This is a genomic window from Peribacillus sp. R9-11 (genome assembly GCF_031345095.1).
In the GTDB taxonomy this organism is placed as follows: domain Bacteria; phylum Bacillota; class Bacilli; order Bacillales; family DSM-1321; genus Peribacillus; species Peribacillus butanolivorans.
Genome location: NZ_CP133763.1, coordinates 4,705,320 through 4,717,736, shown reverse-complemented (window position 1 = coordinate 4,717,736; position 12,417 = coordinate 4,705,320). Strand labels below are relative to the sequence as shown.

Annotated in this window: 13 protein-coding genes and 1 pseudogene; 7 read left to right on the top strand and 7 right to left on the bottom strand. The window is 37.2% G+C overall.

Annotated features, from left to right (window positions below):
• Positions 1-239 precede the first annotated feature (239 nt).
• The 3 genes from RE409_RS22900 (at position 240) to RE409_RS22890 (ending at position 2,890) form a co-directional block, all read left to right on the top strand.
• Entirely contained in the window at positions 240-743 is a 504-nt protein-coding gene (locus RE409_RS22900) for a DUF2716 domain-containing protein (protein WP_201250415.1), read from the top strand.
• 156 nt (positions 744-899) lie between these two features.
• The gene (locus RE409_RS22895) at positions 900-1,808 is read left to right on the top strand and encodes a PhzF family isomerase (protein WP_309558131.1); all 909 of its coding nucleotides are present in this window, start codon (positions 900-902) and stop codon (positions 1,806-1,808) included.
• A gap of 338 nt (positions 1,809-2,146) precedes the next feature.
• Entirely contained in the window at positions 2,147-2,890 is a 744-nt protein-coding gene (locus tag RE409_RS22890) for an amidohydrolase family protein (RefSeq protein WP_309558129.1), read from the top strand.
• Between the two features lie 166 nt (positions 2,891-3,056).
• Here RE409_RS22890 and RE409_RS22885 read toward each other — a convergent pair whose 3' ends face one another.
• The 6 genes from RE409_RS22885 to RE409_RS22860 form a co-directional block, all read right to left on the bottom strand.
• On the bottom strand, positions 3,057-3,335 hold the full coding sequence (locus RE409_RS22885; RefSeq protein ID WP_250211739.1) for a hypothetical protein: 279 nt from the start codon (positions 3,333-3,335) through the stop codon (positions 3,057-3,059).
• A 5-nt stretch (positions 3,336-3,340) separates the two neighbouring features.
• Positions 3,341-4,288: an IS110 family RNA-guided transposase gene (locus RE409_RS22880; RefSeq protein ID WP_309558127.1), complete on the bottom strand. Its 948-nt coding sequence runs from the start codon at positions 4,286-4,288 to the stop codon at positions 3,341-3,343.
• 482 nt (positions 4,289-4,770) lie between these two features.
• The gene (locus RE409_RS22875) at positions 4,771-4,932 is read right to left on the bottom strand and encodes an SDR family NAD(P)-dependent oxidoreductase (RefSeq protein ID WP_309558126.1); all 162 of its coding nucleotides are present in this window, start codon (positions 4,930-4,932) and stop codon (positions 4,771-4,773) included.
• A 71-nt stretch (positions 4,933-5,003) separates the two neighbouring features.
• Positions 5,004-5,534 carry a PadR family transcriptional regulator gene (locus RE409_RS22870; RefSeq protein ID WP_309558125.1) on the bottom strand — a complete coding sequence of 177 codons (531 nt, stop codon included), beginning with the start codon at positions 5,532-5,534 and terminating at the stop codon, positions 5,004-5,006.
• A 46-nt stretch (positions 5,535-5,580) separates the two neighbouring features.
• Positions 5,581-6,450 (bottom strand): hypothetical protein, encoded by an 870-nt coding sequence (locus RE409_RS22865; protein WP_309558123.1) that lies wholly within the window; start codon positions 6,448-6,450, stop codon positions 5,581-5,583.
• A 53-nt stretch (positions 6,451-6,503) separates the two neighbouring features.
• Positions 6,504-6,761: a YhgE/Pip domain-containing protein gene (locus tag RE409_RS22860; RefSeq protein WP_309558122.1), complete on the bottom strand. Its 258-nt coding sequence runs from the start codon at positions 6,759-6,761 to the stop codon at positions 6,504-6,506.
• Positions 6,762-7,151: 390 nt separating this feature from the next.
• Here RE409_RS22860 and RE409_RS22855 point away from each other — a divergent pair, with 390 nt between their 5' ends.
• Positions 7,152-7,715, top strand: a complete 564-nt coding sequence (locus tag RE409_RS22855; RefSeq protein ID WP_309558121.1) for a GNAT family N-acetyltransferase — start codon at positions 7,152-7,154, stop codon at positions 7,713-7,715.
• A 416-nt stretch (positions 7,716-8,131) separates the two neighbouring features.
• Here RE409_RS22855 and RE409_RS22850 read toward each other — a convergent pair whose 3' ends face one another.
• A complete protein-coding gene (locus tag RE409_RS22850) occupies positions 8,132-9,406 on the bottom strand; it encodes an IS110 family RNA-guided transposase (protein WP_309558120.1) in 1,275 nt (424 codons plus the stop codon).
• A gap of 189 nt (positions 9,407-9,595) precedes the next feature.
• Between RE409_RS22850 and RE409_RS22845 the strand changes: the two genes are divergently transcribed.
• The 3 genes and pseudogenes from RE409_RS22845 (at position 9,596) to ltrA (ending at position 12,409) form a co-directional block, all read left to right on the top strand.
• A complete protein-coding gene (locus RE409_RS22845; RefSeq protein ID WP_309558119.1) occupies positions 9,596-9,874 on the top strand; it encodes a hypothetical protein in 279 nt (92 codons plus the stop codon).
• 185 nt (positions 9,875-10,059) lie between these two features.
• On the top strand, positions 10,060-10,482 hold the full coding sequence (locus RE409_RS22840) for a DUF4181 domain-containing protein (RefSeq protein WP_309558118.1): 423 nt from the start codon (positions 10,060-10,062) through the stop codon (positions 10,480-10,482).
• A gap of 664 nt (positions 10,483-11,146) precedes the next feature.
• Positions 11,147-12,409, top strand: a pseudogene (ltrA, locus tag RE409_RS22835) (group II intron reverse transcriptase/maturase).
• Positions 12,410-12,417: the final 8 nt, after the last annotated feature.

The window sequence follows — 12,417 nt, the reverse complement described above, 5'->3', positions numbered from 1 at the left end:
TATATGCTAAGATTTATTAATGTAACCCTTTATAATGGGATGCATTTTATTCAATTTTATCTATTTTGTTCTTGGAATGAGGAGATTCCTAGACTTTGTTATTGAACTAACGGGTGCTTTACTTCAAAAACAGGGGTTGCTGTGGCAGCCTTTTTCTTATGGGACTAACTGGGCAGGTTAGTTCTACAAGAAATGATATAATAACCCTCATTAAAAGCATCGTAAAGGTGGCTATTCAAATGGAAAATTGGATTGAATTATCTACATTAGAATATAAAGCGGTATGGGATAGGATATATGATGCATTTAAATTTGAACCGGGTATGTCAGACTTTCCATCTTTTGAAGTGCCAAATCCATTTATCACTTATGATGTATCCAAGTATTTAAACGTGTCCGTAGATTTAGATACTTATGATGAGATTTATAATGACCTAGAGGAAAAATCATTGCTTGTCTTTCAAGAACTCACACAGAAAAATGAATATATGTATGCGTTAGATTGGCAACATCCAGGTTATTGGATAAACCCCCGTTTGGAGTTTCCGAAAAGTGAATTTGATGAATGGACAGTACCTATTTTTCCAAACGGTGATTATTACTTTTTTATTCATAAGAATTTTGAATGGGGATTATTAGGGCACCCTTGGGAAAGAACCATAACTATTTTTGGAAAAGAATTGATAAAGGTTTTGGAAAAACATCAACCAAAAATGTTTCAAAAAATATTACGTCAGGGATAATGTAAACCTTGTTGAACTAACAGGTGCTTTACTTCAATAACTGTGGTTGCTGCGGTTCCTTTTTCTTGTGGAGCTAACGGGGTAATTTTTAATATAATAAGAATTATAGATAGTATAAAGGACCGGAAATTCACTATATTAAAGGTGGGAAATGACATGGCAAGAAAGTACCGATTATATCAAATTGATTCATTTACGAAAGAAAAATTATCAGGTAATCCTGCTGGTGTAATTACAAATGCAGATGGTTTATCTTCGGGTGAGATGCAGAGGATTGCTAGAGAGCTTAACAATTCGGAAACGGCATTTATATTTAAATCAGACAATAGCGAATCTGATGTACATATTCGTTTTTTTACGCCTACTCATGAGGTTCCCATCTGTGGACATGCGACGATTGCTGCCCACTATGCTCGTGCAGTTGAAAATAGTTTAAATACAGGTAAAGTTTATCATAAAACTGGTGCTGGCATTTTACCAGTCGATGTGATTAAAGAAGATAATGATTACAAAATTATAATGACCCAGGGTAGTATAAGTTTTGATGCGGTGATTGATGGTCTAGCTTTAGAAAACATATTTACAGCTTTCAATATTAGTGAAAATGATTTATTAGAAGATTGTCCAGTACAAATCGTTTCTACTGGGCATTCCAAGGTGATGATTGGAATTAAAAATTCGGAACTTCTTCACCGATTAAACCCTAATATGGATTTACTAACAAAAGTCAGTGGATTAATTAATTGCAATGGTTTCTATGTGTTTACGATGAATGCTCCCGACTCCGAAATCTTAATTCATGGAAGAATGTTTGCTCCAGCAATTGGTATTAACGAAGACCCTGTTACAGGCAATGCGAACGGCCCTTTAGGCGCATACTTAATACACCATGGACTTGTCAAACATGATAATACTTTATTTAGTTTTAAAGCAGTGCAGGGCGAAGCTATAAACCGGGCGGGTGTCATTGATGTTCAAGTGAAAATTTGTAATCAGGAACCAGAGGAAGTAAGGATTGCGGGAAATGCTGTAATCGTATTTAAGTCCGAGTTATTACTTGAATAGCCATTCAACGTGCGTTAGCTTAAGATCGAAGCTGTCTTAAGGCAGCTTTTTAATGGTTCAGGTTAGCTTAACCTGGACCATTAATATTATTGTAGCGTATTTAGATTTTGTGCCCTTAATAACCTTACAACTACCTCGAGGTTGAGTGAATAATTCCTTGTTACAAATACTATTAGTTTTCTTCTTTCAAGAAGGCAGGTTGCTGAGGCAGCCTTTTTCTTATGGCACTAACGGGGCAGGATAGTGCAATAAGATAAACTTATGAATCTGTATTAATAACCCACAATTTTATTTATGTACCATAATTGATATGTTAAAGAAAAGAAAGGGGATTTGAAATGAGAATTTTTGATGCACATTTTCATATTATTGATTTTGATTTTCCAATCATCGAAAACCAAGGATATTTGCCACCCAGCTATGTTGTAGAAGATTATCAAAATGAAACTTCTGATTTGAATGTATTAGGTGGAGCGATTGTATCTGGGTCATTCCAAGGGTTTGATCAAGAATATTTATTGAAGGCACTTAAACAAATGGGTTCAACATTTTGTGGCGTTACGCAATTACCTTTTACTGTGACGGACGAAGAGATTATAAGTTTAAATAAAAATGGGGTAAAAGCATTACGTTTTAATATAAAACGAGGTGGTTCAGAAGATTTATCGAAGCTCGATTACTTTGCAAGGAGAGTTTATGATTTAGTAGGGTGGCATAGCGAACTTTATATTGATGCAAAAGAGTTACCCGAAATTGCATCTACTATTGAAAAATTACCTGCCATATCAATTGACCATTTAGGATTATCTGAAGAAGGATTACCTCATTTATTAAGGCTGGTGGATAAAGGCATTCGAGTTAAAGCAACTGGTTTTGGTCGTGTAGAATTGAATATTGAGAATGCCTTACACTCTATTTATGATATTAATCCAGACGCTCTTATGTTCGGAACACATTTGCCATCTACAAGGGCGAAAAGACCTTTTGAGTATGCAGACATTGAATTGATTCAGCGTCTATTTGATGAAAAAGCATCCGATAAAATATTGTACACGAATGCGTTAAAATGGTATTTTAAGTAATTCAGCCTTAAGATTTAGAATGAAAATTTAAAGTTTGTGAGTGAGTACACGTAAACTCTTTTTTTTGTATGAAAACATATTCGTGAAAGGCCATACTAAAATAAGCCCACCATATTCTAATTTTTTTGAAGGACGTAAATGAACTATATGTCGTTATTTTAACTGGTTATGCAGTTTGTTGTTCTGATGGATCGATTGTATAGCCTTTCTTTTTTAGGTATTCGATCATTTTTAATTCTTTGTTCATTTGTTTTTCTTCAAGGTAATTGGAGCCTAGTTCATGATAGGGTTCTCCTGTTTTTAAGATGTTGTAAGCAATCGTCAATAGTAAATGAGCAGAAGCAATTCGGCCCTTCATTTTTCCCTGTCGTTTGGTAATCCTTTTTCGATGTGAAGCAATTCGATTATTTTGCCTTGAGGTTGCCAGTACACACTCTACGGCCATCGTTTTTAATGCTTTGTTACCTTGTGTGGTTTTACTCGTTTTTTTTTACCAGCACTTTCGTAATTTCCGGGACTCACACCAGCCCAAGAGGCAAGATGTTTAGCTGACTTAAATACGGACATATCAACGCCCATCTCTGCAATAAAAGTAGCTGCGGCAGCTTTGTTCACACCAGGTATTCCATCCAATAATTCTACTTCCTTACGATAGGGGGACAGGAGTTGATCGATTTGTTTTTCCAATTCTTCTATGGCTTTTTCTAAATAACTCATATGCTCCCAATGGTAACGCAACATATCACGATGATGACGGCGAATACGACCATTAATTGCACTGGCAATGTCAGTAATACTTGCTTTTGTTCGCCAATCCACCATTTTTCGAAGACCATCGGTCTCTATTTTTTCACCGTTTAGAATCGCTTCAAGGATACGGCGTCCCGATACACCAAAAATGTCTGATAGTACGGATGTTAGCTTGATATTAGCATCTTGAAGAATTTTGTGAATGCGATTCTGCTCTGAAGTGCGATGATGAATCAATTTTTTTCGATAACGAGTAAGATCTCGTAAATCACGAATATCCCCCGGTGGAACAAAATTGCTTTCAATAAGTCCACATCTTAGAAGCTTGGCAAGCCATTCGGCATCTTTCACATCAGTTTTACGCCCTGGAACATTTTTGACATGTCTGGCATTGGCAAGAACAAGGTGAAAAGAACCTTCGAGTATATTCCATATTGGTTTCCAATAGACTCCGGTACTTTCCATCACAACATCGGATACCTGAAGTGTAGCTAGCCAATCACTTAAAGCCAAGAGTCCCGTTGTTGTAGTTGAAAACGTTTCAATAGAGGTATTTGGCTTTTTATCTAATGGACCAAATAGTACACAGGCTACTACTGTTTCTTGGTGTACATCTAGGCCAGCACACCGTTCAATCATTGCTTCCATAGGAGAATCACCTCAATAAAAGATTAACAATACATATGACAGGAGATTTGTTACAAAAATTTTTGTATACGTACTTGTAGTACACTAAATGGTTCTTCAATACTGTCACAACCAGTTTCTTATACAGGGTATCTTCCTTAAGATCCACCAAAAAAAGTTCAGCCTGGTTGTATTGTTATCATCCATTATTGTCAAGGGTTTAATGGGTTAGACTTTATTTTGGGTAAAGAGCAGGTTTTCATGCTAGATGGTGGCGGCGAGAATCGCCGCCATAGAAGTTTCTTATGGAGCTAAAGGGAAAAGCGCCTAGGCACTCCATTTTATTAAACTTCATGATGGGAAAACTTAATATAATCTTTTGTAATCATATAGGGAAACAATTTAAATATGAATAGAAAACTAAGAGCCTTACTACAAAGAATGTTAGTAAGGCTCTTTAAAATTTTTAATATTCAATGGGCTAACAAAGGTGTTTAATTCATCTACAATTCAGTAACCCCTGCGACTTCTAATTCTTGTTTTGCTTGTTCTAGTCGTTCTTTATTTATATCAGCTAATAATAGTGTTCCTTTTTTACCAACTAATTCAGCAATCGCTTTGCCCATTCCGCCTGAACCACCAGTAATGACATATACATTATTCATTTTGTGAACCTCTAATTACTTTTTGATCTAAAGTATGGAACTCCTGCCAAAAATCCTGCTCTTGAGTAAACTTATAATTCATTAGTCTTAATCCTTCTAATTAACTCTTCAAACCAATATATTGTGTGATCTGTTCTGGTCGAAAAATAACCATCCAAAAATTCACGAATATTCTCGTTGCCTTTAGGGTCTGGCTCGAAATTCTCAAGCTGCTCCCAAATAGACTTGATGGACTTTACTTTTTTTTCTAATATATCTACTACTTTATCCCGGTCTACATACTTGATGTTGGCTAAACCAACAATCATTTCCTTAATTTCATCCGCACTTTCAAATAATTTATAGATTTTATTTGGTAGTTCTTCGCGACCCTTAGCCGTAATCGCAAATACCTGTTTATCAGGCCGATGTTCTTCTTTTATCACTTCAACTGGCTCGACTAAACCTTGTTTTACTAATGATTCAAAATGGTAGTACAGTTTACTTTCCGTTAACCCGCCTAGGCGATCCAACGGAATGGGTTCTGAAAGCTGCTTTTTTAATTTATAAGGATAATTTTTATCTTCCATCAGCTTGCTCAATATAAAAATTTGAATAGACATTTCCTACGCTCCTTTAAGAAGTATTATCTCCTTATTGTAGCAAAACCTAAGCTGTGATTTCAGCCGCATTCTTTTTAACTTCTGTTTCAGAAACCTGTCCTGGCATTGGTTTTTGAATAAACGCGACAATAGCCATATTAATTAACATCGAAACAGCACCAACCGCAACCATTGACCAAATATACGGACTTGGACTAATGCTGCCATATAGGTTTGCAAAGTACGCTTGCACCGAGTAATACATTGGTGAAATGTGGCTCATCCATTCATATGGTAAATGCATCATATCACGTGTGATAGTGGCACCATTTGCTATTGTTTGAATTAATAAAATCGGTAAGTTTAAAATCATGCCGCCTTCACCTAATAAGAAGATTAAAATCGCTGTGAAATTAAAACATACCATATAGTTTAAAATTTGTTGACCTACTATACTGAAGAATAGGTCACCGCTAGGCTTGTCAATTAAATACGCTACACCTACAGCAACGAGTGATGAAATAACTGCAATCAATAACGCAGCTAATTGAACATAAATGAATAAACGTGTTTTACTTGCTTTTCCTCGACTGGCTTTAAATGCACCTACTAATTGCATCGCTCCAATCATCGCCCCAACATAACCGGCCATTGTTAAGAACATTGGCAGCATATTATTATTCATACCATCTGGTATTTCGTTGATTGTAACTACATTTCCGACATAGGATCTCTCAATCTTTTCCGCTAATTCTGCGGCTTGCTTTTCTGGTACATTAAAGTTCATCAATACGCCCTGGGCTGTTTGTTGTGAGAATTGTGTGCTTAACTGATTGTTAATTTCAGTTACGATAGCATTCATGGTAGAAGAAACGACTGTTGCCCCTGCCTCATTGATTGTAAAGTCAATGCTTGATGACGCTTCACCTTTTTGCATATTCGCAGAGAAGGTTTTTGGGATGTGTACGACTAATGCCAAATCATTTTTCTCTAAATCTTTAAGGCTTGTTTATTGGTTATATCCGTCTCGATTTCTTTAAAGGGTAAATTTTCTTGTAACTTTTCGGCAATCATCGCACCATTCTTACCGACATCATCATTGATGATAGCGATAGGTAATTTATCGACATTTCCTGGAATGGCTGTATACCCAGGCAAGAAGATGCCTAGCATGGCAACAGCATAGAAAATCCCCATAAAGATTGCCGCAGTTGCCCCTCTTGTTTTTAAGAATTTAGTAAATTTCATCTGTTGAATCCATCCTTTTGAGTTAATTTTAACATGTTAATTTATTCAAAGTACTCAAGTTAGAGTAGTTTAAAATAAGTACTTTAAATTTTATTTTATTTTTTTCAATAAGTCAATTGAAAAATTTTATGCAGAGGAAAAAAACCCCAACAAAGCAGGACGTCAAATCTTCTACTTTTTTTGGGGTAACTATTAGGGAGATCATTTGTAACTTGAATTCCTTCGGCAACCTTGTATGCCAAAAACCCTTCTCTAACTGCCGCATATGACCATGATCACCCAAAAAGGAGCAACAGTAACTCTCATGCAGCTAACGGGGCAGGTTAGTTGAATAACATTTTATAAAATAAAAACATGTGTTAAAATAGGGAAAAATTAGGTGGCAGGAAGATGTTCTCATTCAAAGTAGATAATCAAATAGGAATTGAGTTACTTCAACAGCAGCACAAAGAGGAATTATTCAAATTAGTAGATAATAACAGAGAACATTTACGAAAATGGCTACTTTGGGTTGATAAAAGAAAATCTGCACAGGATTTTGAGCCTATCATATCGATTTGGATAAACAATTACGCTAATAATAATGGATTAGATGCAGGTATTAGATATAATGGGAAGCTGGTTGGAATGATTGGTCTGCATTATATTGATTGGAAGAACAAAGCTACAAGTATCGGCTATTTTTTGTCAGAAGAAGCACAAGGGAATGGAATAATAACTAAGAGTGTAAGTTCATTAGTAAACTACCTATTTAAAGAGTTGGATTTAAATAGAATTGAGATTCAGGTTGCAGTTAATAACCTAAAAAGTATAACTATTCCACGAAGATTGGGATTTGTTCAAGAAGGAATTAAACGGGATGGACAATGGTTATATGACCATTATGAAGACTTAATTACATTTAGCCTGTTAAAAAATGATTGGGAGAAAAGCGAGTGGATTAATCTAAAATAAGGGTAAACCACTTCATGCTTATAGAACTCCCTCAGTTTAATAGATAATGCTCACGAATACTCGCTTATTCGCAGGATTTCAAACCACATGGTATAGGTTGCTTTAGATGAACGAAAGAGATAGGACCGTTTTGATAAGATGAGGGCAGATTGAAATAGGGGATCTATTGAAAATCCCATATTATTACATATGCTGCACGCATTCTCCAAGCTGCCCCTGGACGCTTTCCCTCCCATGTCTCAACGGGTCATAATCCTATGCCCTTTCATTCCTTCGTCATGCCTATCCAAGGGGTGGAGGCTGGTTTTGCTAACGGAACGGGTCCTTGCCCTTTTGTTCTATATATCCAGTACTTCGTGCTTTCTTTGAAATCCTACGAATAAGCCAACTTTCGTAAAAATAATGTGAATGTATATTTACGCTGCTAGTTGTTCAAGAGGGAATACCATTTCCGGTTTATAGACAGAGCCATTACGAGCAATACCTACTAGGACACGGGCGAGTTTTCCACATAGTTTCATGATGGATTTCATTTTCTTAATCTTCTTCAACTTAACATTGTTCGAGTGTAGGGCTTTAAACTCAGGATTATTCATCACCAGACTCATGGTCGCAAGGAAGAGGTAACGCCGCAGGCGTGATCTTCCACGTTTGGAAAGAACAATTTGGCCTTTCCACTTCCCAGAGCTTGCCTCAGCGAGATGCAATCCTGCATGACGAAGGAGCGCATTCCCGTGAGCGAACCCACTCAGATCTCCAGCTTCTCCTAAGATGCCCGCCAGTGAAATCTCGCTGATTCCTTTAATGGCAAGTATTTGCTTAACGAATGGAATCTGTTCCAAGACGTTTGTGACTTCTTGCGTCACTCTTTCGAGTTGGGATGTAGCGAAATCATATTCCTCTAATAACTGTTCCAAGTGAAGTTTATACGCATCAAGGGCTTGTTTCGTACCAATTGAACGCTTGGCCAATGTAAGCAGAGAACGGGCTTTTTTATGCCCGGAATGTCGCTTCATACATGATTTCCATCCGGTTACGATATCTTGAGGCTGAAAGGAACATAATTCAGATGGGGTAGGAAAGAGGCGTAGGGTTGCGATTGCCCCTTTACATGATACGTCTTTAAACACTTGCCGGAGCTCGGGAAAGACAACATCCACCCAGCGATTAATTTGGTTGATGGAGCTTACAAGACGCTTAACGATCACATCTCGGTTAGCCATAAGGACACGAAGTTTTTCAAATGATTCTGAAGTGGAACGAACGAAGGCATAATAGCCATTCTTCACCATATCAGCGATGACAAGGGCATCTTTTTTATCACTTTTGGATTGCGTATTATCACGATTTTCTTTGTTTCTTTTGACATGGTGAGGATTGACCGTAACGACATCAATGTTTTGTTTGACTAGCCACTTTGAAAGGTTTATCCAATAATGACCGGTAGGTTCCATTCCGACTATCGTGGTGTCTAGGTTTTTCATGTGTTTTAGTTCCTTGATCCAATTTAGTAATCTAGTAAAACCCTCTTCGTTATTTTCAAAAGACAAAGGTTTCCCGATCACAATGCCTCGATAGTTTACAGCACGGGCCACGTGTACGTGTTGGGCGATATCCACACCAACAACTAGATGTTGATCCGTAATTCTCTCAATTAGTTGATTTTGTTTGTTTTGCATTTTAAAATTCATAGTAGAGCTTCCTCCTTAAGATGAGTTTTGGTTTGTGTGTACTCTCATCATACTGAGGGGCTCTGTTTTTTTCAAAGCCGATAATTAATGCTCTACAGGAATGCTAACGGGGCAGGTTAGTTGAAGAAGACCCGTTTGCTTTATGGTATAGTTTATTAAATTCAGTTTGTAGTTTATGGGGGAAATTTAGTGTCAAATAAGTTGAAATATGTAATGGGATTGTTTTTTGAAAAAAGAGAAAGTACTAAACCATTTATACTGATTAGATATTTAATGATAATAGCAATGGGCTTAATTTTAATATTATGTATAATTAATGATTTTAATTTCATAAAAAATATATATCTTTTATTAGGAATTGGTTCAATAATAGATGGATTTGAAAGTTTTTTAAAAAAGGAAAATAAGAGGCAGATGTTATTAAATTTTGGTATTGCGTTTATGTGGTTCGTAGTATTTTTGATATAGCATTTATATGGTGGTTCGGAACATTTTTTAGTGAACTAACGGGGCAGGATAGTTCAAGAGTGCATATGGAGTTGTTCAACAATTGGTCCATTTTATTGAAGATGGGTCTTGTTTAGAATGAGTATATTTGAAATAATTGGAACTTGATAAAAAGAAAGAGTTTTTTGGTAGGTGGTGATTCGTTCGTGGAGAGTGTTTTCGTAAAGTTAATTTTAATGTTATCTATTTTTGGACTTTTTCTCTTTTTCATTAATAAAGTTTTGAGAAAATGGCTTAATGTTGAAAAGAAAAAATTGTTTTCCTATGGCCATGTAAATGATAAACACAAAAAAATTGATTGGACAATTAGAATCATTTTTATTGTCTTTTTGTTTATCGGTTTTTTCACTAACGTCAAACGTGACCCTTTAGAGCATATTTGGTTTTTGGAAACGCATATCCTTTTGTTTGTTTTTATAATTGCATCTGAAACAGCTAGAGTAATTATGGAGAAGAGATATGCAGAAAATAGAAATGATTATATTTTTTCAACTATTCAATTAGTGATAATATCAATATTTTTACTTTCAGTGTTTACGACTGATTTTTTTGGATTGTTGAAATGGTAAAAAATCTATCTTCAGCAATCGGGCGCGATTCTTGAATAAGGTTCGCTTTTCTTATAGAACTAACGGGTGCGTTAGCTGAAGATCGGAGCTGTCTTTAAGGCAGCTTTTTCGTGCGCCCGGCATGGGTGCAATCTATAGGGTGTGAGTCCCGAACCATGAAGGCAGTAGTAATGGTTAGCTTAATGCAAGGGTGTCCATGGTGACGTGGAATCTGAAGGAAGCAAGCGGCAAACCTCCGGTCTGAGGAACACGAACTTCATATAAGGCTAGGTATCATTGGATGAGTTTGCGAAACAAAACAAAGTCCTTACTGCCGAAGGTGGTACAGAGTAAATGAAGCAGATAGATGGAGGGAAAGATTGCACTCTTACCCGGGGAGGTCTGGTGACAGCCAAGTACACTTGGTAACCTGTCCAGTGATGGACAGCTGAATCATCAGAAGTCAGCAGAGGTCATAGTACTTGTCTACTCGAGAAGATAAGGAAGGACCGAACAGATTGAGGAGGACGGATACTAGGCGTTCGTTATTTTGCGAAGAAGCAAACAATTCCTAACGGAACTTATTTGAAGGAAGAAGTGGTGAATACACGGGGAACTTCAAAAGGGCGGAGCAGATAAAGGCACAAATAGACCATCTCGTCCACGCAGGGAAAGGATATCAACGATGTTAATGGAACAGATACTAGAGAGGGAAAACTTAATACAGGCATTGAAGCGTGTAGAAAGAAATAAGGGAAGCCATGGTGTAGATGGAATGCCGGTTCAAAACCTGAGACCGCACCTCGTAACCGAATGGTACAACATGAAAACTGCCCTTTTACAGGGTACCTATCAACCGCAGCCTGTCCGTCGTATCGAAATCCCGAAACCAAACGGCGGAGTTCGGCTATTGGGTATTCCAACCGTTCTAGACCGTTTCATTCAACAAGCCATTGCCCAAATATTGACCAAGATATATGACTCAACCTTTTCGGAGAATAGCTATGGGTTTCGCCCTAACAAACAAGGGCACCAGGCGGTTCGAAAGGCCAAGTCCTATATAACCGAAGGTTAAACATGGGTAGTGGATATGGACTTGGAGAAGTTCTTCGATAAAGTGAATCATGACAAGCTCATGGGAATGTTAGAGCGGAAAATTGAAGATAAACGAGTTCTCAAACTGATTCGTAAATTCCTTCAAGCAGGCATTATGATAGGCGGACTTTTTCATAAAAGTGAGGAGGGAACTCCACAAGGAGGTCCGTTAAGTCCTTTATTATCTAATATCATGTTAGACGATTTAGATAAAGAACTAGAGAAACGTAATCTTCGATTCGTAAGGTATGCGGATGATAGTACTATCTTTGTGAAGACACGAAAAGCCGCCAAACGTGCAATGGGAAATATCTCAAGCTTCATTGAAAATAAACTGAAGCTAAAGGTCAACTACGAGAAGTCGAAGTATGATCGCCCTTGGAACAGAACGTTTCTCGGTTTTAGTTTCACGAAGTCAAAGAAGAACCCGAAGGTTCTACTGGCTAAACAAACGGTGAAGAGAGTAAAGAAACGAATCAGGGAAATGACCTCGAGAAAATTACCGATACCCATGAAACTCCGAATAAATAAGTTAAAGCAATACCTTAGAGGTTGGATGGGGTATTTCGCCCTCATTGATACTCCGAACGTATTGAAGAATTTAGATTCATGGATTCGAAGAAGACTCAGGATGTGCCTATGGAAACAATGGAAATTGCCAAGAACGAGAGTGAGGAAACTCAAAGGATTAGGCGTCCCGTTTGGAAAAGCATATGAATGGGGAAATAGCAGAAAGGGTTATTGGCGCATAGCACATAGTCCAACTCTAGACAAAACCCTTAATAATGTTTATTGGCTCCACCAAGGGTTAGTCAATCTATATGAACGATATACAAAACTACGTCAGACTTAAACTGAACC

What these genes read in the sequence shown, in the direction of transcription:
- RE409_RS22900 (WP_201250415.1), top strand. Translation starts at nt 240, where the DNA reads ATGGAAAATTGGATTGAATTATCTACATTAGAATATAAAGCGGTATGG.
- RE409_RS22895 (WP_309558131.1), top strand. Translation starts at nt 900, where the DNA reads ATGGCAAGAAAGTACCGATTATATCAAATTGATTCATTTACGAAAGAA.
- RE409_RS22890 (WP_309558129.1), top strand. Translation starts at nt 2,147, where the DNA reads ATGAGAATTTTTGATGCACATTTTCATATTATTGATTTTGATTTTCCA.
- RE409_RS22885 (WP_250211739.1), bottom strand. Translation starts at nt 3,335, where the DNA reads ATGGCCGTAGAGTGTGTACTGGCAACCTCAAGGCAAAATAATCGAATT.
- RE409_RS22880 (WP_309558127.1), bottom strand. Translation starts at nt 4,288, where the DNA reads ATGGAAGCAATGATTGAACGGTGTGCTGGCCTAGATGTACACCAAGAA.
- RE409_RS22875 (WP_309558126.1), bottom strand. Translation starts at nt 4,932, where the DNA reads ATGAATAATGTATATGTCATTACTGGTGGTTCAGGCGGAATGGGCAAA.
- RE409_RS22870 (WP_309558125.1), bottom strand. Translation starts at nt 5,534, where the DNA reads ATGTCTATTCAAATTTTTATATTGAGCAAGCTGATGGAAGATAAAAAT.
- RE409_RS22865 (WP_309558123.1), bottom strand. Translation starts at nt 6,450, where the DNA reads ATGCAAAAAGGTGAAGCGTCATCAAGCATTGACTTTACAATCAATGAG.
- RE409_RS22860 (WP_309558122.1), bottom strand. Translation starts at nt 6,761, where the DNA reads ATGAAATTTACTAAATTCTTAAAAACAAGAGGGGCAACTGCGGCAATC.
- RE409_RS22855 (WP_309558121.1), top strand. Translation starts at nt 7,152, where the DNA reads ATGTTCTCATTCAAAGTAGATAATCAAATAGGAATTGAGTTACTTCAA.
- RE409_RS22850 (WP_309558120.1), bottom strand. Translation starts at nt 9,406, where the DNA reads ATGAATTTTAAAATGCAAAACAAACAAAATCAACTAATTGAGAGAATT.